The organism is Streptomyces sp. NPDC031111 (assembly GCF_055570675.1).
Genome location: NZ_JBVIGS010000004.1, coordinates 356517 through 374977, shown reverse-complemented (window position 1 = coordinate 374977; position 18461 = coordinate 356517). Strand labels below are relative to the sequence as shown.

Annotated in this window: 17 protein-coding genes, 1 tRNA gene and 2 pseudogenes; 7 read left to right on the top strand and 13 right to left on the bottom strand. The window is 71.6% G+C overall.

Annotated features, from left to right (window positions below; translation table 11 throughout):
- Positions 1-77: 77 nt before the first annotated feature.
- Positions 78-542 (bottom strand): GatB/YqeY domain-containing protein, encoded by a 465-nt coding sequence (locus ACZ470_RS12075; protein WP_468426763.1) that lies wholly within the window; start codon positions 540-542, stop codon positions 78-80.
- 103 nt (positions 543-645) lie between these two features.
- Here ACZ470_RS12075 and ACZ470_RS12070 point away from each other — a divergent pair, with 103 nt between their 5' ends.
- The 3 genes from ACZ470_RS12070 to ACZ470_RS12060 all read left to right on the top strand — a co-directional run bounded on the left by ACZ470_RS12070 (position 646) and on the right by ACZ470_RS12060 (position 2493).
- A complete protein-coding gene (locus ACZ470_RS12070; RefSeq protein ID WP_468426762.1) occupies positions 646-1572 on the top strand; it encodes a metallophosphoesterase in 927 nt (308 codons plus the stop codon).
- Between the two features lie 70 nt (positions 1573-1642).
- On the top strand, positions 1643-2386 hold the full coding sequence (locus tag ACZ470_RS12065) for a Pr6Pr family membrane protein (protein WP_468426761.1): 744 nt from the start codon (positions 1643-1645) through the stop codon (positions 2384-2386).
- Positions 2387-2419: 33 nt separating this feature from the next.
- Positions 2420-2493: transfer RNA gene (locus ACZ470_RS12060), tRNA-Pro, on the top strand.
- A gap of 65 nt (positions 2494-2558) precedes the next feature.
- Here ACZ470_RS12060 and ACZ470_RS12055 read toward each other — a convergent pair.
- From ACZ470_RS12055 to ACZ470_RS12040, 4 genes and pseudogenes are all read right to left on the bottom strand, one after another.
- A pseudogene (locus ACZ470_RS12055) lies at positions 2559-2929 on the bottom strand (site-specific integrase); the annotation flags it as partial.
- A 1080-nt stretch (positions 2930-4009) separates the two neighbouring features.
- A pseudogene (locus tag ACZ470_RS12050) lies at positions 4010-4180 on the bottom strand (alpha/beta hydrolase); the annotation flags it as partial.
- Positions 4181-4581: 401 nt separating this feature from the next.
- Positions 4582-5271 carry a potassium channel family protein gene (locus tag ACZ470_RS12045; RefSeq protein WP_468426760.1) on the bottom strand — a complete coding sequence of 230 codons (690 nt, stop codon included), beginning with the start codon at positions 5269-5271 and terminating at the stop codon, positions 4582-4584.
- Positions 5264-6604: a TrkH family potassium uptake protein gene (locus ACZ470_RS12040; RefSeq protein WP_468426759.1), complete on the bottom strand. Its 1341-nt coding sequence runs from the start codon at positions 6602-6604 to the stop codon at positions 5264-5266. Before ACZ470_RS12040 ends, ACZ470_RS12045 begins: the two co-directional genes overlap by 8 nt.
- 211 nt (positions 6605-6815) lie before the next feature.
- Between ACZ470_RS12040 and ACZ470_RS12035 the strand changes: the two genes are divergently transcribed.
- Positions 6816-7226 (top strand): hypothetical protein, encoded by a 411-nt coding sequence (locus ACZ470_RS12035; RefSeq protein WP_468426758.1) that lies wholly within the window; start codon positions 6816-6818, stop codon positions 7224-7226.
- On the opposite strand, the gene ACZ470_RS12030 is transcribed toward ACZ470_RS12035, so the two are convergent.
- The 3 genes from ACZ470_RS12030 to ACZ470_RS12020 form a co-directional block, all read right to left on the bottom strand.
- On the bottom strand, positions 7227-7583 hold the full coding sequence (locus tag ACZ470_RS12030) for an ArsR/SmtB family transcription factor (protein ID WP_468426757.1): 357 nt from the start codon (positions 7581-7583) through the stop codon (positions 7227-7229).
- Positions 7584-7665: 82 nt separating this feature from the next.
- The gene (locus ACZ470_RS12025) at positions 7666-9384 is read right to left on the bottom strand and encodes a SulP family inorganic anion transporter (protein ID WP_468426756.1); all 1719 of its coding nucleotides are present in this window, start codon (positions 9382-9384) and stop codon (positions 7666-7668) included.
- Positions 9381-9731, bottom strand: coding sequence for an ArsR/SmtB family transcription factor (locus ACZ470_RS12020; RefSeq protein ID WP_468426755.1), 351 nt, complete (start codon positions 9729-9731; stop codon positions 9381-9383). The genes ACZ470_RS12025 and ACZ470_RS12020 overlap by 4 nt, the downstream gene beginning before the upstream one ends.
- A gap of 94 nt (positions 9732-9825) precedes the next feature.
- Here ACZ470_RS12020 and ACZ470_RS12015 point away from each other — a divergent pair, with 94 nt between their 5' ends.
- Positions 9826-10185, top strand: a complete 360-nt coding sequence (locus tag ACZ470_RS12015; RefSeq protein ID WP_468426754.1) for a zinc ribbon domain-containing protein YjdM — start codon at positions 9826-9828, stop codon at positions 10183-10185.
- On the opposite strand, the gene ACZ470_RS12010 is transcribed toward ACZ470_RS12015, so the two are convergent.
- Both ACZ470_RS12010 and ACZ470_RS12005 read right to left on the bottom strand, forming a co-directional pair.
- Positions 10172-11197: an NAD(P)-dependent alcohol dehydrogenase gene (locus ACZ470_RS12010; protein WP_468426753.1), complete on the bottom strand. Its 1026-nt coding sequence runs from the start codon at positions 11195-11197 to the stop codon at positions 10172-10174. The two genes, ACZ470_RS12015 and ACZ470_RS12010, sit on opposite strands and share 14 nt — an antisense overlap.
- A 98-nt stretch (positions 11198-11295) precedes the next feature.
- Entirely contained in the window at positions 11296-11991 is a 696-nt protein-coding gene (locus tag ACZ470_RS12005; protein ID WP_468426752.1) for a TetR/AcrR family transcriptional regulator C-terminal domain-containing protein, read from the bottom strand.
- Between the two features lie 111 nt (positions 11992-12102).
- Here ACZ470_RS12005 and ACZ470_RS12000 point away from each other — a divergent pair, with 111 nt between their 5' ends.
- Complete coding sequence (locus ACZ470_RS12000) at positions 12103-12399, top strand: zinc-ribbon domain-containing protein (protein ID WP_468426751.1); 297 nt, start codon at positions 12103-12105, stop codon at positions 12397-12399.
- 13 nt (positions 12400-12412) lie between these two features.
- On the opposite strand, the gene ACZ470_RS11995 is transcribed toward ACZ470_RS12000, so the two are convergent.
- Positions 12413-13117, bottom strand: coding sequence for a TIGR03943 family putative permease subunit (locus ACZ470_RS11995; RefSeq protein WP_468426901.1), 705 nt, complete (start codon positions 13115-13117; stop codon positions 12413-12415).
- 8 nt (positions 13118-13125) lie between these two features.
- Positions 13126-14169 (bottom strand): permease, encoded by a 1044-nt coding sequence (locus ACZ470_RS11990; RefSeq protein WP_468426750.1) that lies wholly within the window; start codon positions 14167-14169, stop codon positions 13126-13128.
- Between the two features lie 188 nt (positions 14170-14357).
- Here ACZ470_RS11990 and ACZ470_RS11985 point away from each other — a divergent pair, with 188 nt between their 5' ends.
- The gene (locus tag ACZ470_RS11985; protein WP_468426900.1) at positions 14358-16244 is read left to right on the top strand and encodes an NAD-binding protein; all 1887 of its coding nucleotides are present in this window, start codon (positions 14358-14360) and stop codon (positions 16242-16244) included.
- A 295-nt stretch (positions 16245-16539) separates the two neighbouring features.
- Here the strand turns inward: ACZ470_RS11985 and ACZ470_RS11980 are convergent, their stop codons facing one another.
- The gene (locus tag ACZ470_RS11980; protein WP_468426749.1) at positions 16540-18384 is read right to left on the bottom strand and encodes a S9 family peptidase; all 1845 of its coding nucleotides are present in this window, start codon (positions 18382-18384) and stop codon (positions 16540-16542) included.
- Between the last annotated feature and the right edge of the window lie 77 nt (positions 18385-18461).

Sequence of the window (18461 nt, the reverse complement as noted above, 5' to 3'; positions counted from 1 at the left end):
CCTTCCCCGCATCGGGGAAGGGGCCGTTCGACGTCGTGGGCGCGACCCGGACTCAGCCGGCCGGCAGCTTCGTCACGTCACCCTGCCAGCAGCTTCTTCACCGCGGCCGCCACCCGGCCGCCCTCCGCCTGCCCGGCCACCTTCGGGTTCACGATCTTCATCACGGCACCCATGGCCCGCGGCCCCTCGGCACCCGCGGCACGGGCCTCCTCCACCGCCTGCGCGACGATCGCGTTCAGCTCGTCGTCGGACAGCTGCTTGGGCAGGTACTGCGCCAGCACCTCGCCCTCCGCCTTCTCCCGCTCGGCCTGCTCGGCGCGGCCACCCTGCGCGAAGGCCTCCGCCGCCTCGCGGCGCTTCTTCGCCTCACGGGTGATCACCTTCTGCACCTCGTCGTCGGAGAGCTCGCGCTTCTCCTTGCCCGCGACCTCCTCCTTGGTGATCGCGGCGAGCGTCAGCCGGAGCGTCGAGGAGCGGAGCTCGTCGCGCTCCTTGATCGCGGCGTTGAGGTCTTCCTGCAGCTTCGACTTGAGCGTGGTCATGGCTTGATTGTCGCAGGTGCGCGCGGAGGAACGCCTGCTGATTTAACGGGCCCCGCGTCCACGGGCGTTCGGCGCGGTCCCGCGGGTCTGACACGATGGGCCCATGCAAGCGCGATACGGAATCCCCCTGGGAATCACGGCGGCCGGCGCCGCCGGGCTGCTGTACGCGGCGGGCTTCGAGGCCCGCTCCTTCCGCCTCCGACGGGTGACCGTCCCCGTACTGCCCTCCGGGATGCGTCCGCTGCGCGTGCTCCAGGTCTCCGACATCCACATGGTCGGCGGCCAGCGCAAGAAGCAGCGCTGGCTGCGCTCCCTGGCGGGCCTGCGCCCCGACTTCGTGATCAACACGGGTGACAACCTCTCCGACCCCGAGGGCGTACCGGAGGTCCTCGACGCGCTCGGCCCCCTGATGGAGTTCCCGGGCGCCTACGTCTTCGGTTCCAACGACTACTACGGCCCCACGCTGCGCAACCCCGCCCGCTACCTGCTCGAGAAGGTCCAGGGCCGCCACGGCCTGAACGGCAACCCCCCGGTGGTCGGCGCGGTCCACAACCCGTGGGAGGACCTACGGGACGGCTTCGACGCGGCGGGCTGGCTGAACCTGACGAACACCAGGGGCACGCTGAAGATCGAGGGCACGTCGATCGAGCTGACCGGCCTGGACGACCCGCACATCAAGCGCGACCGGTACGCGGAGGTGTCGGGTGGCCCGTCGGACGCGGCGGACTTCTCGATGGGCGTCGTCCACGCCCCCTACCTGCGCGCCCTGGACTCCTTCGCCGCCGACGGCTACCCCCTGATCCTGGCCGGGCACACCCACGGCGGCCAGCTCTGCATCCCCTTCTACGGCGCCCTGGTCACCAACTGCGACCTGGACACCGACCGCGTGAAGGGCCTGTCCACGCACACGTCACAGGGCCGTACGTCCCATCTCCACGTCTCCGCGGGCTGCGGCACCAGCCGTTACACCCCGGTCCGCTTCGCCTGCCCGCCCGAGGCGACGCTGCTGACCCTGGTGGGCCGGGACTGAGACCCGCCGAGGTCACCCGTCCGGCTCACCCGCATCGCCGCGAGCCGGACGCCCGCCCACGCTGGGGTGCATGACCGCCCCGATACCCAGGGACCTGCCGGACATCCCCGCCCTGCCGCGTACGCATCCGGCGTCGGCCGCCCTCTTCGCCCCCGCCAGAGCAGTCGTCCCGCTGGTACGCCGCCCGCTGGCAGCGACGTACCGCCTGGTCCTGGCCCTGCTGGCGGCGGGCGCGGTGCTGGTCGAAAGCCTCGCCGGCGACCCGGCCCGCGTCCTGAGCCTCTTCGCTGTCCAGAGCGCGGTCCTGCTCGCCCTGGTCATGCTCGCCTCGGCCCGCCGCGCCTGGAGCGCCCGCCACCCGCTGCCGGGCGCCGTCACGGGGGCGACCCTGCTGTACGTCGTCATGGCCGCCCTGGTCCACCACGTCCTGTCGGCGGACGCGACCGGCACGTCGCTTGCCGCCCACACCCTGTACACGCTGCTCCCCGTCGCCGCGCTCCTGGACTGGCTCCTCCTCACCCCGCCGGCCCGCACCCACCTCCGCCACACCCCGGCCTGGATGCTGTACCCCCTGGCCTACCTGGCCTTCACCCTGATCCGTGGCGAGCTCCTCCCCGGCTCCCCGGACCGCTACCTCTACCCCTTCCTCGACGCCGCCCGGCACGGCTACCGGGGCGCCCTCGCCAACGCCCTCCTCCTGGGCCTCGCCCTCTACGCCCTGGCCGTCCTCCTCGTGGCCCTGGACCACACCCGCCCGAACCCGGTCCGCCGCCCCTGGAAAACCGGATTTCGTCCACGGCCTCCAGTGGGCTAAAGTAAACGTCGTCGCCGCGACAGCAGCGACAATCGGGGTGTAGCGCAGCTTGGCAGCGCGCTTCGTTCGGGACGAAGAGGTCGTGGGTTCAAATCCCGCCACCCCGACAGAGAAACACCAGGTGAGGCACCTACTCAATTGAGTAGGTGCCTCACCTGTTTCGTCTGCGTGACTACCGGCTCCCGCGTGCCGACGACCGTTGCGGATCAGCGCCGAAGATCCCGTCCATGACCACGGCGCCGATCTGGGTCACGGGCCGGATCTGCTTCCGGTAGAGCTCCTCGGTCACGGCCGTCCCGGAGTGTCCGACGAGCCGGGAGATCACTTCCAGCGGGACGCCACGGTCGGACAGCGGGGACACGAAGCTGTGGTGTCGCCGGCGGCGAGCCGATCCCATCCCTGATCTTCGAACTGCTGCGAGAGGGCTTCGACGCACCGCGCCGGCAGAGCGAGCGTGCGCCGGGACTTCCGGGTCTTGGTGTCCCCGCCCCGCCGGACCGAGCGCCACACCGCGATGTGCGGCGATCGAGCGGGCGGTCGACCGAACCCGTGCCTCACATGCCGGACAGCCGTATGCGGCAGTGCATCAAGCACTTGTCGAAGCACTACAGGACGAGGATGCTCAGCGTGTCGTCCCACAGGTCATCGAGGAACTGGCGCGACAGATCTCCGAGACCCCGGCAGGCCCTCTGCCTGACATCCACGGCTGACATCAACGGTGCCGGAATGGGGCACACACCAGCGACACTGTCCGGCCACCGGACCAGTCGACTACTCGATGGCCGGGGACAGATCGATCTCGCTACGCTTCAGGGATGTGTCGGTATGCGGCTACCTACAAGCGTCACTTCGTTTGCTTGGTCTGCCGGACTTCGTTCAAGCAAGGCTTGAAACCGCCCGGCGATCACCTCTGTCCTCGCTGCCGTCGGCCAATGATCAACGCCGGTTTGGACGTGGCCATTCCACGCCGCAGGGACAAGCAGGGTTGGCGCACCCTTGAGGCCATTCTCCGAGCCGGGATCACCTTCCACTCGTGCGGTTGCAGTGGGCCAGGCTACCGCCCCAGAACGTGGTCAGAGGTTCGGGAACGGCGTACCGCCGCAAGCAGGCTTGGTCTCAGCGAGTTCGACGCACTCCAACAACATGATCCATGGTCAGCGCCACCGTCCGAGCAGTGAGTGTTTAACTGCGTGACAACGCCGACACACAATGGCGGACGAGCGGGCCGGGGGCACCGTGTGTCGTCGACGTAGTGCTCGCCCCGCTCGTTGGCCATCTGTGTGATGCAGGCGGCCAATTCGTCGGCCAGTTCGACCAGCAGTGGATCGTCGTGGGTGTGGTCGAGGGCCTGGCTCAGGGTCAGGTAGAAGCCGGCGAACTGGGGGTCGGCGAGCTGCTTCCGCTTGCGTGCATCCACTCCGGGATTCGCTCGGGTGAGAGCGCGGCCAGCGGAATCCAGCCGTCGCGTTCGACCTGGACGATCCGCTCGCCGACCCCGAGCGCCCGCAGCCGGTCGAGATACTCGACCACCTCCGGGGGCACCGCCAGACAACGCTCCCGGTGCCGCTGCCGCTCGCGGATCTCGGCCCGTAGCCGCTTGTCGATGTCCGTGATCGCCTCGGCGTCGTGGTCGCCTCGCAGGAGCTCGGTCAGCTCGTGCAGGTCGGCCTGTGTCGAGTTCAGCCCAGGACATAGGACCAGGGGGCGTCCCTGCCCGCCGAGGGACACCGGGATCGTGACGCCGTCGTGGTGGACCGTGAAGTGTTGCGTCGTCCCATCGGCTCTCGAAGTCATGCCGACCAGGGTGAGAGGTTGTCCTCAGGGTCAACCTCTGTGGCGACATCATCTGACGGAGTCGGCGGGGTTCGCCGTGCTGTTCGGGTGACGGATTGAATCCTGATACGACAAAGCGGGCAAACTGCGCACGTCTGTCGTTCCTCTGGAGGAAATCATGCCTCGTATCCCAGCCGCTGCGCTGGTAGCTGTCACGATCGTCGGTTGTCTTGCGGCACCGGCCACTGCCGTGGTGGATCCAGCCATGGTCCTCGACTGTGCCGTTGGAGACGTCACGAGTCTCGTGGACCCGACCGCTCCTGGAGTCCCCAGCGAGCTGCCGGCCGTGGGTTGTCTTCAGCCTTGATCGGCCGAGGCGAGCGGCTTTCCCTGGGAGCCAGGAGGGCGCCCGACCGTGCGCGCTATTGGAGTTCGCTGAAGCGTTCGGTCGCTCGGGTGCGGCCGGCCACGATGACGGTGTCGTCCGCTTCCACGACGGTGTCCGCGGTGGCGTACGTGAAGCCTTCGCCGGGGCGCTTGATGGCGACGACGGTGATGCCGAAGCGGGTGCGGACGGCGCTCTGGGACAAGGGGAGGCCGATGATGTCGGCCGGCGGGCTGGTCTTGACCATGGCGAAGTCGTCCTCGAACTCGATGTAGTCCAGCATGCGGCCCCGTACGAGGTGGGCGACGCGCTGTCCCATGTCGTGCTCGGGGTAGACGACGTGCTGGACACCGAGCTGGGTGAGGATGCGGCCGTGGGCTTCGCTGGTGGCCTTGGCCCAGACGTTCTCGATGCCGAAGGAGATCAGCAGCGAGGCGGTGAGGATGCTGGCTTCCAGGTCGGTGCCGATGGCGACGACGGCGCGCTCGAACTCGGGGACGCCGAGCTGGCGCAGGGCGTCCTCCTTGGTGGAGTCGGCCCGCACGACGTGGGTGAGGGAGCCGGAGAGCGCCTGGACGACTTCGGTGTTCTCGTCGATGCCGAGGACTTCGGTGTCCTCGTCGATGAGTTCCAGGGCCAGGGAACGGCCGAAGCGGCCCAGGCCGATCACCACGACGGAGCCCTGGGGGCCGCCGCGCCGCTTCTTGGGGACGGGTTTCCTAACCAATGACGGGTCGCTCCTCGGGAAGGTCGTACAGGCGGACGCGGCTGCGCAGGGCGAGCGCGGAGGCGACGGTGATGGGGCCGAGCCGGCCGATGAACATCAGCGCGACCAGAAGCAGTTGCAGACCGGTGGGCAGCCCCGCGGTGATGCCGGTGGACAGTCCCACGGTGGCGAAGGCGGAGGTGGTCTCGAACAGTGACTGGTCCAGGCTGTAGTCGGTGAAGACCACGAAGGCCAGGGTGGAGACGGCGACCGCGGCCACGGACAGCAGCACCACGGTCAGGGCCTGACGCTGAAGGTCACCGTGCAGACGGCGGTGGAAGATGTTGACCGAGCCCTCCCCACGGATCTCCGCGTATATGACGAAGAACAGCACGGCGAAGGTGGTGACCTTGATGCCGCCGGCGGTGCCGGCGCTGGCGCCGCCGATGAACATCAGCACGTCCGTGCCCAGCCAGCTCGCCGGATTCATCTCGGCGGTGTCGAGGCTGTTGAACCCGGCGGTGCGCGGCATCACGCCCTGGAAGAAGCCGGCGAGCAGTTTCCCGGGAGCGTTCAGCGGGCCCAGGGTGCCCGGGTTGGACCATTCGATCGCGGTGATGAAGGCGCTGCCGCCGACCAGGAAGATCCCGGAGGCCCACACCACGATCTTGGTGTGCAGGGACCAGGACCACGGCCGGTGCCAGCGGCGGCGCAGCTCGAACAGGACCGGGAAGCCCAGTCCGCCGGCGATGACCGCCAGTGCGATGGGCAGGCAGATCCATGGGTCGGTGGCGAAGCCCATCAGGTTGTCGGAGTACAGGGCGAACCCGGCGTTGTTGAACGCGGAGACGGCGTGGAAGGCACCGAGCCAGAGCGCCCGCGGCCAGGATTCGTCGTAGGTGATGCCGAACCGCAGGGTCAGGACCAGTGCGGTGAGCGCCTCCAGCAGGAGGCTGACCTTGACCACACCGGTCACGACGGAGCGGACGTCGCCCAGCCCAAGGGTCTTGGTCTCGGCGGCGGCCGTCAGGCGTGCCTTCAGGCCGATGCGGTGGGAGACGAGGAGGACCAGCAGGGAGGCGAAGGTCATGATGCCGAAGCCGCCCACCTGGATGAGCGCCAGGATCACCGCCTGCCCGAATCCGCTCCAGTAGACGGGGGTGTCCACCACGATCAGGCCGGTCACACACACCGCGGAGGTGGAGGTGAACAACGCCTCCACCGCACTCGCGCCGCCCGGCCCGGCCTTGGCCACCGGCAGCATCAGCAGGCCGGTCCCGGCCACGACCGCCGTGGCGAAGCCGGCCACGACCACCTGCGCCGGATGCCTCAGACGTGGCCATCGCCGCGTCACCACAACAAGCCCTCCGCTCCACGGACAGGCACCGCAAGAGTTCGCACTGGGTGACGATAGACAACATCCGCATCGATTGCGCCGTGCGACTCCTCCTCAGCAACGGAGTGCTTCAGACGCGTCCGGAGCATGTCATGGCTCTGTCACCACTACGGTTCAGGCACCCCTCCTGCCGCACCATGGGCACAATCGTTTCGCATCTGGGGGGATCATGCGCGTTCGTACCACCTTCGCGGCCGTCGTCGCCGTCGTCGCCGTCACCGTCGTCGGCTGCAGTAGCAGTGACGGCGGCGGTGACAGCAAGGCCGACGCCGACGCCGTCAAGAGCACCGCCCCCGAGACGTCGGGCGCCGCCGACGACTCGGGCCTGCCGGCCGAGCCCACCGGTGCGGAGCGGGACGCCGTCCTCGCGGCCGTCATGGACGTCAACGCCGGGCTCGTCCATGACGAGGACAAGGCCATCGACGCGGCCCGCAACCAGTGCGCGGCCCTCGACGGCGGCGCGACGAACCCGGAGCACGCTGCCGCTCAGCGGTTCTCCTACGACGGCGTCACGCTGACCGATGACGACGGGCGTCACATCAACATCGGGCTGCGCAAGACGCTCTGCCCCGAATCCTGATCAGCCGCCGGCCGGCGGTTTCGGCTCGTTCGACGCGGCCTTCAGGTCGGCGAGGAGCTCGGCCTGGTTGCTGAGGACGCCGGACAGGATGGTCCGGGCCACCCGCAGCAGCTCCGTCACGTGCGGGCTCGTCAGCGAGTAGTAGACGTTCGAGCCCTCCTTGCGCGTCACCACCAGGTTCGCCCGGCGCAACACCGCGAGCTGCTGGGACAGGTGCGCCGGCTCGATCCCCACCTCGGGCAGCATCTCCGCCACCGCGTGCTCGCGCTCGCTCAGCAGCTCGAGGACGCGGATGCGCGCGGGGTGCCCGAGCGTCTTGAAGAACTCGGCCTTGAGTTGGTACAGCGGCGTACTCACCGAACCCCCCTCTCGCTCGCGCTCCGCCCGCACCATCGCGTCCGCCCATGAATCGTCAGCATGCGGCCATCTTCTCCGGTCGTCACCGAGCCGGTTCCTCGCGGGCGGTCTTCGACCGCGTCCACTGGGCGGGCGGGGCGGGCAGCAGTCCGGCGCTCTCCAGGTGGTCCCGTGCGCCCCGGATCGCCTCGGGCGTGGTCGCGTACTCGCGCCCCTCCAGGGCCAACCGCTTCAACAGACCTACGGAGTCCAGGACTTGGCGTTGCCCCTGGCGCACCCCGGAGATCATGACCACGATGCCGCGCCGGTTCAACCGCTCGACCGCGTCCTTGAGGACGAGCGCGCCCGTGACGTCCATGGTCGTCACCCGGGACATGCGCAGGATCACGACGCGGACGTCGGCGACCTCGCTCAGCTCCAGCAGGAAGCGGTGCGCGGCGGCGAAGAACAGCGGTCCGTCGATGCGGTACGCGACGATGTGCTCCGCGAGCAGCTCGTGCTCCTCGGTGGTGTGGTCACCCCGGTCCAGGGGGACCTCGTCCATGCGGGCCTGCTTGGCGACGGCGCGCAGCGCGAGGACCGCGGCGACGACGAGCCCAATGATCACGGCGTAGACGAGGTCGAGGGCGAGTGTGGCGACGGCGGTCAGGACCAGGATCAGCGCATCCGAGCGGGTGGCCTTCGCCATCACCCGTAGGGAGCCCACCTCCACCATGCGGATCGCCGTGGCGATGAGCACGCCCGCGAGCGCGGCCAGCGGGATCCTCGACACCAGCGGCGCGGCGGCGAACACGATCACGGCGAGGACGGCGGCGTGGGTGAGCGAGGCGAGCCGCGACGAGGCTCCGGTGCGGACGTTGACCGCGGTGCGGGCGATGGCGCCCGTGGCGGGAACGCCCCCGAACAGCGGCGCGGCGATGTTGGCCAGGCCCTGCCCGAAGAGCTCCCGGTCCGGGTCGTGCTTCCGGCCGACCGTCATGCCGTCCGCCACGGAGGCGGACAGCAGCGACTCCAGGGCGGCGAGCGCGGCCACCGCCACGGCCGAGGGCAGCAGCGTGCCCAACGCGTCCGGCTCCAGGAATCCGAGCGACGGGGCGGGCAGCCCGGAGGGCAGGTCGCCGATGGGTGCGGCCGCGTCCAGGCCGAAGACCTGCGCGACGAGCGTGGCGGCGATCACCGCGACGACGGAGAACGGGATCACCGGCCGCAGCCGTGCCCCGGCCAGCATCACCGCGGCCACCGCGAGGGCGAGGCCGACAGCGGTCCAGTTCGGCGCCTCGGCGAACTCCTCGACCGCCCGCCAGGTCACCACGAGAACCCTCTCGCCCTCCGGCTTGTCGACACCCAGCGCGTTCGGAACCTGCTGGAGCCCGATCACGCAGGCGATGCCGAGGGTGAAGCCCTCGACCACGGGCGCGGGCACGTACCGCATGTACCTGCCCGCGCGCAGCAGCGCGAGGGCGACGAGGAGGAATCCGGCGATCAGGCCGACGGTGAGGACCCCGCCCGGCCCGTACCGCGCGACGATCGGCACCAGGACCACGGTCATCGCCCCGGTCGGCCCGGACACCTGAAGGTTCGACCCGCCGAACACCGCCGCGAGGGCACCCGCCACGACCGCCGTGGCGAGCCCGGCCTCCGCGCCCAGGCCGGAGGAGACGCCGAAGCCCAGGGCGAGCGGCAGTGCCACGATCGCGACGGTCAGTCCGGCCAGCAGGTCCCGGCGGGGATCACGCCGTACGTCCGTGAGGTCGGCGGACGAGGGCAGCAGCGAACGCACCCGGCCCCACGCCCCGCTCACCGGGTCGCCTCCGCCGAGTTCTCGGCCTCCCGCAGTTCGGCGAGCAGCTCGCTCCGCCCGGCCAGCATCTCGGTCAGGATCCGGCGGGCGGCCCGCAGCAGATCGGCGACGTCGCCGCCGGCCAGGGCGTAGACGACGGTGGAGCCGTCCCGGCGGGACGTCACGATCCCCGACCGGCGCAGCACGGCGAGCTGCTGGGACAGCGCGGACGGCTCGACCTCGATCTCGGCGAGCAGGTCCCGCACGGGCGTCGGCCCCTCCTGGAGGAGTTCGAGCACCCGTATCCGTACGGGATGGCCGAGCATCCGGAAGAACTCGGCCTTGGCCTGATACAGCGGAACCGACACGCGAACCTCTCCCCGCGACCACGAGCATGGCGCCCACACCATCCAACGAATTGCAGAATTTCGCAATTCAGCTAGTCGTTCATAGACTGCCGCCGTGAGTGAGAACCTTCCCCCCTGCCCCGAGTGCGCCGGCGCCTACACCTACGAGATGGGCGCGCTGCTGGTCTGCCCCGAGTGCGGGCACGAATGGACCCCCGCCCCCGCCGGGGCCGCCGCCGGCGACCCCGGCGTACGCGTCGTCAAGGACGCGGTCGGCAACGTGCTCGCCGACGGCGACACCGTGACCGTGGTCAAGGCCCTGAAGGTCAAGGGAAGCCCGTCCGGCATCAAGGCGGGCACGAAGGTGCGCAACATCCGCCTCGTCGAGGACGGTGTCGACGGCCACGACATCGACTGCAGAATCGACGGCTTCGGCGCGATGCAGCTCAAGTCCAGCGTGGTCAAGAAGGCCTGACCCCGCCGCCGCCCGGGCCGTCGGGGTCGACGGTGACGATCGTCTTGGCGCGGGCGTGGCCCGCCTCCACATGGCGTACCGCCTCGGCCGCCTCGGCCAGCGGGTACGTCCGGTCGACCACCGGGGTGAGGCGCCCGTCCCCGATGAGGGCGGTGACGGCGAGCAGGTCCTCGTGGGTGGGACCGGCCGGTGCCGCCGGGAGGATCACGCGGAGCCGCTGCCTGACGAACCGGTCGGCCACCATCAGCCTCAGCATGGAGCCCATCGCGCCGAAGACGTGGCCGGGTGAGCCGCCGCCGTTGGCCACCAGGGTGCCGGCCGGGGTGAGCACGCGGCGCAGCCGGCCGAGCGGGTGGTTGCCCACGTTGTCCAGGACGACGTCGTAGCGGTCACGGGTGTCGGTGAAGTCCTCGCGGGTGTAGTCGACGACGTGCGCGGCGCCGAGTGAGCGCACCAGCTCGGCGTTGCCCGCGCCGCACACCCCGGTGACCTCGGCGTCGAGGGACGCGGCGAGCTGCACGGCGAACGTGCCCACACCGCCGCCGGCCCCGTTGACCAGCACCCGCTGCCCCGCCCGCACCCGCCCCACGGTGCGGATGCCGCGCAGGGCGGTCACCGCCGCCATCGGCACGGCCGCCGCCTGTTCGAAGGTCAGGTTCGCGGGCTTGGGGACCAGCAGGTCCGGGGTGGTGCGCGCGTACTCGGCGAAGGAGCCCGGACAGAAGCCCAGCACCTCGTCGCCGGGCCGGAGTCCGCGCACGCCGGCGCCGACCTCCTCGACCCGCCCGGCCGCGTCGATCCCCGCCACGCGTGACTTCGGGCGGGTCAGCCCCACGCCGGGCGTCAGCCGTGCGGCATACGGGTCGCCGCGCATCATGTGCCAGTCGTACGGGTTGACCGCGGCGGCGTGCACGCGGACCAGTACCTGGTCGGCCCCGATCCCGGGCCGGTCGGTCTCCGTCAGTCGCAGGACGTCCGGCGCGCCGAACCGGTCCTGAATGATCGCCTTCATCGGCCTCTCCCCGATCGGCAGCGAGCGAGCACGGGTGTACGGCGTACACCAGAGAGGATAGGTGTACGCCGTACACCCCGCAAGGGCAGGGGCCGAGGTCAGGGCAGAAGGCGTTCCAGGCCGTCCAGGGTCAGGTCCAGGGCGAACTCGAACTCGTACTGGTCGTCGCAGCCCGAGCCCACGACGGACTCCGCGTCATGGGCGACGGCCATGGCCAGCTCGGTGATGTGGGGGTAGCGCGCGGCCATCTCCTCGGGCGGGAGGGCGTCCGGGTCGGGCTCGCGGTCCGGGGTGTCGTCGAACAGCTCCTGGGAGAAGCCCAGCAGTCGGCTGCCCATGACGTGCATCGCGTGATGGACCAGGTCGACCGAGAACCCTCCGGCCCGGAAGACGCCGATCATCGAGTCCAGGTACGCCATCACCGCGGGGGTCGGAGCGGCCCGCTCCTTCATCCGGGCCTCGATGACGGCCGGCGCCCAGGGGTGGCGCAGCAGCATGCGGCGGGCGGACAGCACGCGCAGCCGGACGGCGGTCTTCCAGTCGGTGCCGGCGGCCGGCGGGTCGATCTCGCCGACGAGGGCGTCGATCATGGCGTCCAGCAGCTCGTTCTTGTTGGCGACGTGCTTGTACAGCGCCATGGGCACGACGCCCAGCGCCTGTGCGAGCTTGCGCATGCTGAGCGCGTCGACCCCGCCCTCGTCGGCCAGGGCGACGGCGGCGGCCAGCACCCGCTCCTTGCTCAGCGGGGTGCGGGGCCTGCGGACGGCATCGGCGTGATTGGGTATCTCCACCATCCCCTCTCGCCGGAGTCGATCAACAAATGCTAGCCGCCGGTGACGTTGCCGACGGGGGCCACCGTCTGGTGTGGTGGTTCGGGGGGCCGAGGCCTGGGAAGGATCGCCGACATGATCATTTTTGGTACCAAGGGGTATCTGTACCAGCTCGCGATACTGACGCTGGTGTGCGCGCAGTGCGGGAATCCGGCCGCGCACACGCTCAGGAAGCGGGTCACCAAGTTCACCCTGTTCTTCGTGCCGCTGTTCCCGGTCTCGACGAAGTACACGACGCAGTGCACCTTCTGCGGGGCGGAGCAGAAGGTGACCGGGGAGCAGGCCGAACAGCTCCAGGCGCAGGCCGTCGGCGGACCGGGCGGTGGCCAGGGGTACGGACAGCCGTCGCAGCAGCAGCCGTACGGGTCCTAGCAGGGCCTGTCGGCTAACCCGACCAGGAGTCGTCGTACGGATCCGGCGGGGCCGGGACGGGCCGGGCGGAGGTGACCTCGAAGTAGGGGACGGGGCCGCCGTTGACCGGGTCCTTCGCGCGGCGCGGGGTGTAGGTGCCGGAGACCTCCAGCCAGGTGTCGGGTCGCAGGACCGGGGGGATCTCGCCGCTGAGGGCGATCTTGACCGGCTGGGCGTCCGCGGCACAGCAGTTGAGGCTCATACGGACCAGATACGGCGTTCCGGCGTCGTCCAGGGCGACGAAACCGGTGACGCCGATGGGGCGGCCGCGCAGGTGACGGCCGTTGTCGTAGACCGCGCGGGCCGCGTACTCCCCGACTCCGAGGCGCAGCGGGCCCTTGGCGGGCAGGTCCGGGAAGCCGAAGGGCTTCTGGAGGGCCGTTCCGGCGTGGGTGGCGCTGTAGGAGCCCAGGGCCGGCGGGGCGACCAGGATCAGGGCGAGGACCGGCAGGGTCAGCAGCCAGGAGACACGGGGTTCCCGGTGCCGCTCCGTGCGCGGCGGACGGCGCCACTCGTACCGGACCGTCGCCGCCGCCGTCGCGATCAGTACCGCTCCCGACAGCAGGAGCAGCGGGCGCAGACCCCCCTTGACGTACCGCAGGTGCAGGTCGGTCAGGCCGGCGTGCAGCACGGTCGCGCCGAGCAGGAACAGCAGGGCCGCCTGCGCCTGGTGGTTCAGGTTGCCCTTCACAGCAGCACCGCTCCCGTCAGCGCCGACACCGCCACGGCCAGGACGAAGGTCGCCGGCGCGAAACGCAGGGCGAACGCGCGGCCGAACGTGCCCGCCTGCATGGCGAAGAGCTTCAGGTCGACCATCGGCCCCACCACCAGGAAGGTGAGCCGCGCCGTCAGCGAGAACTGGGTGAGCGACGCCGCCACGAACGCGTCCGCCTCCGAGCAGATCGACAGCAGTACGGCCAGGACCGCCAGCGCCAGCACCGACAGCACCGGATGGTCGGCCGCCGCGCGCAGCCACTCCGCCGGGACCACCGCCTTCAGCGTCGCCGCCGCCGTCGCGCCGACCACCAGGAAGCCGCCCGCGTGCATCACGTCGTGCCGCACCGAACCCCAGAACGCCGCGCCCCTGCTCCGCCCCTCGTAGGACGAACGGGCCGGCGGGCGCAGCCAGTCGGTGCGGCCGAGGCGCTGCCACAGCCAGCCCATCGCGCACGCCACCAGCAGGCTCGCGACGAAGCGGGCGAGCACCATCTCGGGGTCGTCCGGGAACGCGACCGCCGTCGCCGTCAGCACCACCGGGTTGATCGCGGGCGCGGACAGCAGGAACGCCAGGGCCGCCGCCGGGGCCACCCCCCTGCGCACCAGGGCGCCCGCCACGGGGACGGAGGCGCACTCGCAGCCCGGGAGCACCGCGCCCGCCGCGCCCGCCACGGGGACCGCCAGCGCCGGCCGCCTCGGCAGGGCGCGGGCGAAGAACGACGGCGGGACGAACACCGCGATCGCAGCCGACAGCAGCACACCGAGCACCAGGAAGGGCAGGGCCTGGAGCACCACCGCCACGAACACCGTCATCCAGCTCTGCATCACCGGGGCGCCCAGGGCGCGGCGGACCGGGTCCTGGAACAGCACGGCCGTGAGCAGGAACAGGGTGAGGAGGAGCGGGGAGTCGGGGTGGCGGGACTCCTCGGCGGGGGTCGCCTCCCGGCCGTCCTCGGGCGGGCCCTCGGGGCCGGGGTCGCCGGTGCCGCGCGGGCGTGTTCTGGTGATGGCCACGAGCCGGGTGCACCTCCGGATACGGTCGCGCGGGAGAGCGGGGCCGCTCGGTCCCTCCCCCTTGTTACGGCGGTCGGGGCGCGGCCGTTCAGCCGCCGCCTGGAACCACCCGCCGCGATCGGGCAGTCTCTTCCCCTGTGGTGAGCCTCCTTCCCAACCCGGCCCTGCCCAGCGATCCGTCCGCGCACATGGTGGTGTGCGGTGACGACGGGCTGGCGCACCGGCTCGCCGCCGAACTGCGCGGTGTCTACCGCGAACAGGTCACCCTCGTCGTGCCACCGGCCGGGCGCAGCGAACGGCAGCCGGTGGTCGGACGGGCCCGCGCGGCCTCCGCGGCCCTGCTCGACCGGGTCGTGACCGCCGTCAACCGGGGCAACGGCGGCCACGGCGGCAACGGCGGCTCCTCCGACGGGAGTACGGCCCCGGGGTCGGGCGAACGGGTGGTGGAGGCGGCCGAGCCGACCGAGGCCGTGCTCGCCGAGGCCGGGGTGGAGCGGGCCGCCGCGCTGGCGCTGGTGTACGACGACGACGAGACGAACATCCGCGCCGCCCTGACCGCCCGTCGGCTCAACCCCCGGCTGCGGCTGGTCCTCCGGCTCTACAACCGGCGGCTCGGCCAGCACATCGAGGAACTGCTCGACCAGGCGGCGGAGTTGGCGGGCGGCGGCAGCGCACCGGAGCGTGGTGCCGACCACGCCACGACCGTGCTGTCCGACGCCGACACGACCGCCCCCGCGCTGGTCGCCACCGCGCTCGTCGGCACCAGCAAGGTCGTCGACGCGGACGGGCTGCTGCTGCGCGCGGTGGAACGCCGGCCTCCCCGTCCCGGCGAGGTGGCCGACCCCGGACTGTGCACGCTGGCGCTGCTGTCCGCGACGAGCAACGACCCTGCGGGGGACGAGGGTTCGGAGGACAGCGGCGACCAGGGGCCGCGACTGCTGCCGGACGCGGAGGCGGTGGCGGCGGCGACCGGGCGTGGGACGGTGGTGCTGGAGCAGGTGTCCTACTCCGGTCCGCCGTTGACGGCCGGACGGAGCCGGGTGCCGCCGTTCGCCTCGCTGTTCTCGCGGCGGCTGCGGTGGTCACTGGCGGGGCTGGTGGCGGCCACGGTCGCGCTCGCGGTCACGCTGGCACTGGTGACGGACGACGACGCGTTGCACGCCACGTACGTCACGCTCCTCGACCTGTTCGCGATCAACGAGCCCGCGCATCACGAGTCGACGGGGCGGCAGGTGCTGCAACTGCTGTCCGGACTGGTGGGGTTGCTGCTGCTGCCGGTGCTGTTGGCGGCGGTGCTGGAGGCGCTGGGGACGTTCCGTACGGCGTCCGCGCTGCGGAAGCCGCCGCGCGGGCTGGGCGGGCACGTGGTGCTGCTGGGGCTCGGCAAGATCGGGACGCGGGTGCTGACGCGGCTGCGGGAGCTGCACATTCCGGTGGTGTGCGTCGAGGCCGATCCGGAGGCGCGGGGGATGGCCGTGGCGCGGCGGCTGAGGGTGCCGGTGGTGCTGGGGGACGTCACGCAGGAGGGGGTGCTGGAGGCGGCGAAGATTCATCGTGCGGACGCGTTGCTGGCACTGACCAGTGCGGACACGACGAATCTCGAGGCGGTGCTGTACGCGCGGTCCGTGCGGCCGGATCTGCGGGCGGTGCTGCGGCTGTACGACGACGACTTCGCGAAGGCGGTGTACCGGACGCTGCGGACCGCGCATCCCCGGGCGGTGACGCGGAGCCGGAGCGTTTCGCATCTGGCCGCGCCCGCGTTCGCGGGGGCGATGATGGGGCGGCAGATTCTGGGGGCGATTCCGGTGGAGCGGCGGGTGTTGCTGTTCGCGGCGGTGAGGGTGGGCGGGCATCCGCAGTTGGAGGGGCGGACGGTGGGGGAGGCGTTTCGGGCGGGGGCGTGGCGGGTGCTGGCGCTGGATACGGCGGCGGGTGCGGGCGAGGTTCCGGGGGTGGGGCTGGTGTGGGACCTGCCCGACACGTATGTGCTGCGGGGGGAGGATCGGGTGGTGCTGGCGGCTACTCGGCGAGGGCTGGCGGAGCTGCTGGGGCGGCGGGCGCGGAGCGGGACGTAGGCGCGCCGTTTGGGCTGGGCGGGGGTGGGTTTCCCTTGCCCGCGTGCGCGGGGTGCCGCTGCGCGGCGTAGCGGGTCCGGGCTGGGCGGGGCGGGTTTCACTTGCCCGCGTGTGCGGGGTGCCGCTGCGCCCACCCGTGCCGCCCCAGCGGCACGACTGCCCGCAGCTACGGCGGCGTGGCTGCCCGCAGGTGGGGGGGTGGGAAGGCGCCCCAGCGCCGTGGCTGCCCGCAGCTACGGCGGTGTGGCTGCCCGCAGCTACGTATGAGTGCCCGTAGCTGCGGGGCCGGGTGGGGTTACGGGAGGTGGTTCGCGGCGAAGTCGAGTTCCAGGCGGAACTGTTTGATGCGTTCGTCGACCACCAGGGAGCCGTGGCCCGCGTCGTAGCGGTAGACCTCGTGGGGCGCGTCGCGGGACTCCAGGCGTTTGACGTAGTTCTCGATCTGCTGGATGGGGCAGCGCGGGTCGTTGACGCCCGCCGAGATGTAGACCGGGGCCTTGACCTGGTCGACGTACGTGATCGGGGAGGACGCCTCGAAGCGGTCGGGGACCTCCTCGGGGGTGCCGCCGAGGAGCGTGCGGTCCATCGCCTTCAGCGCTTCCATCTCGTCGTGGTACGCCGTGACGTAGTCGGCGACCGGAACCGCCGCGATGCCCATCGCCCACGCCTCGGGCTGCGTGCCGAGCCCCAGCAGGGTGAGGTAGCCGCCCCAGGAGCCGCCGGTGAGGATCAGCCGGGCGGGGTCGGCGAGACCGGACTCGATCGCCCACTCCCGCACCGCCGCGATGTCCTCCAGCTCGATCAGGCCCACCCGGTGCTTCAGCGCGTCGGTCCAGGCGCGGCCGTAGCCCGTGGAGCCCCGGTAGTTGACGCGGACCACCGCGTAGCCGTGGTCGACCCAGGCCGCCGGGCCCGCCGCGAAGGAGTCGCTGTCGTGCCAGGTGGGGCCGCCGTGGATGTCGAAGACCGTCGGGAGCGGACCGGTCGCGCCGGCGGGCTTCTGGACGAGCGCGTGGATCCGGCCGCCCGGGCCCTCCACCCACACGTCCTCCACCGGCACGGACCCGGGCGACTTCATCCCGGGCGGGTCCAGGACCACCCCGCCGGCCGTGGAACGCACCGCCGGCGGTTCGGCCGCCGACGACCACAGGTACTCCACGCTGCCGTCGGGGCGGACCGTCGCGCCCGAGACCGCGCCGCGCGGGGTCGGGATCTTCTCCAGCCGGCGTTCGGCCAGGTCGTAGCGGAAGAGCTCGCCGCGGGCCTCGAAGCCGTGCGCGATGAGCAGGCCGGTGCCGTCCGGGTACCACTCGGCGCTCACGTCGCCGGGCAGGTCCAGGGCGAGGTCCGTCTGCTCCCCCGACGCCACGTCCCACACCAGCGGCTCCCAGCGTCCGCGCCGCTGGTGACCGATGAGCAGCCGGGTGTCGCCCGCGACGGGGGCGAAGCCCAGCACCTCCAGGCCCAGCTCCCGCGTGCCGCCCTCCGTGTCGTCGAGTTCGGCGACCGTCGTGCCGTCGGGGCGCATCACCCGCAGCGCGGAGTGCATCGCGTCACCGTGCTCGGTGTGCTCCACGGCGATCAGTGAACCGTCGTGGGAGAGGTCGCCGACGCCCGCCGACTCGCGGTGCCGGTAGATCTCCACGGGTCCCTCGCCCGTGCGGGCCAGGTGGATCGTCGTACCGTCCTCGTCCGTGGAGCGGCCCACGACCGCCGTACGGCCGTCCCGGCCCAGGGCGAGGCCGGCCGGGTACGACGGGTCCAGGCCCGGCGCCGCGAGCTCGTCCTCGCCGCCCGAGAACCGCTGCCGGCGCCAGACGCCGAACTCGTCGCCGTCCTTGTCGTCGAACCACCAGATCCACTCGCCGTCCGGCGAGAGCACCCCGTCCGTCGTGCCGTTGGGCCGGTCCGTCACCTGACGCTGTTCACCCGTCGTCCGGTCCCAGGCGTACAGCTCGTACGTCCCCGTCGCGTTCGACACGAACAGGGAGCGGTCGGGGGCGTCCTCCGCCCAGTCGGGCAGGGACACCCGGGGCGCCCGGAAGCGCTTCTCCCAGTCGGGCATGTCCGTGCCCCGTTCCACTCGCTCGGTCTGGTGGTCCGCCCGGTCCGGCGCGTGGGACCCGTTGCTCTCAGTCATGACCCCATACTGCCCGTCCCGGAGGACATCCCGCCGCCGAGGTCCCCAGCCTGTGGACAACTTCTCCCCGATCCTTC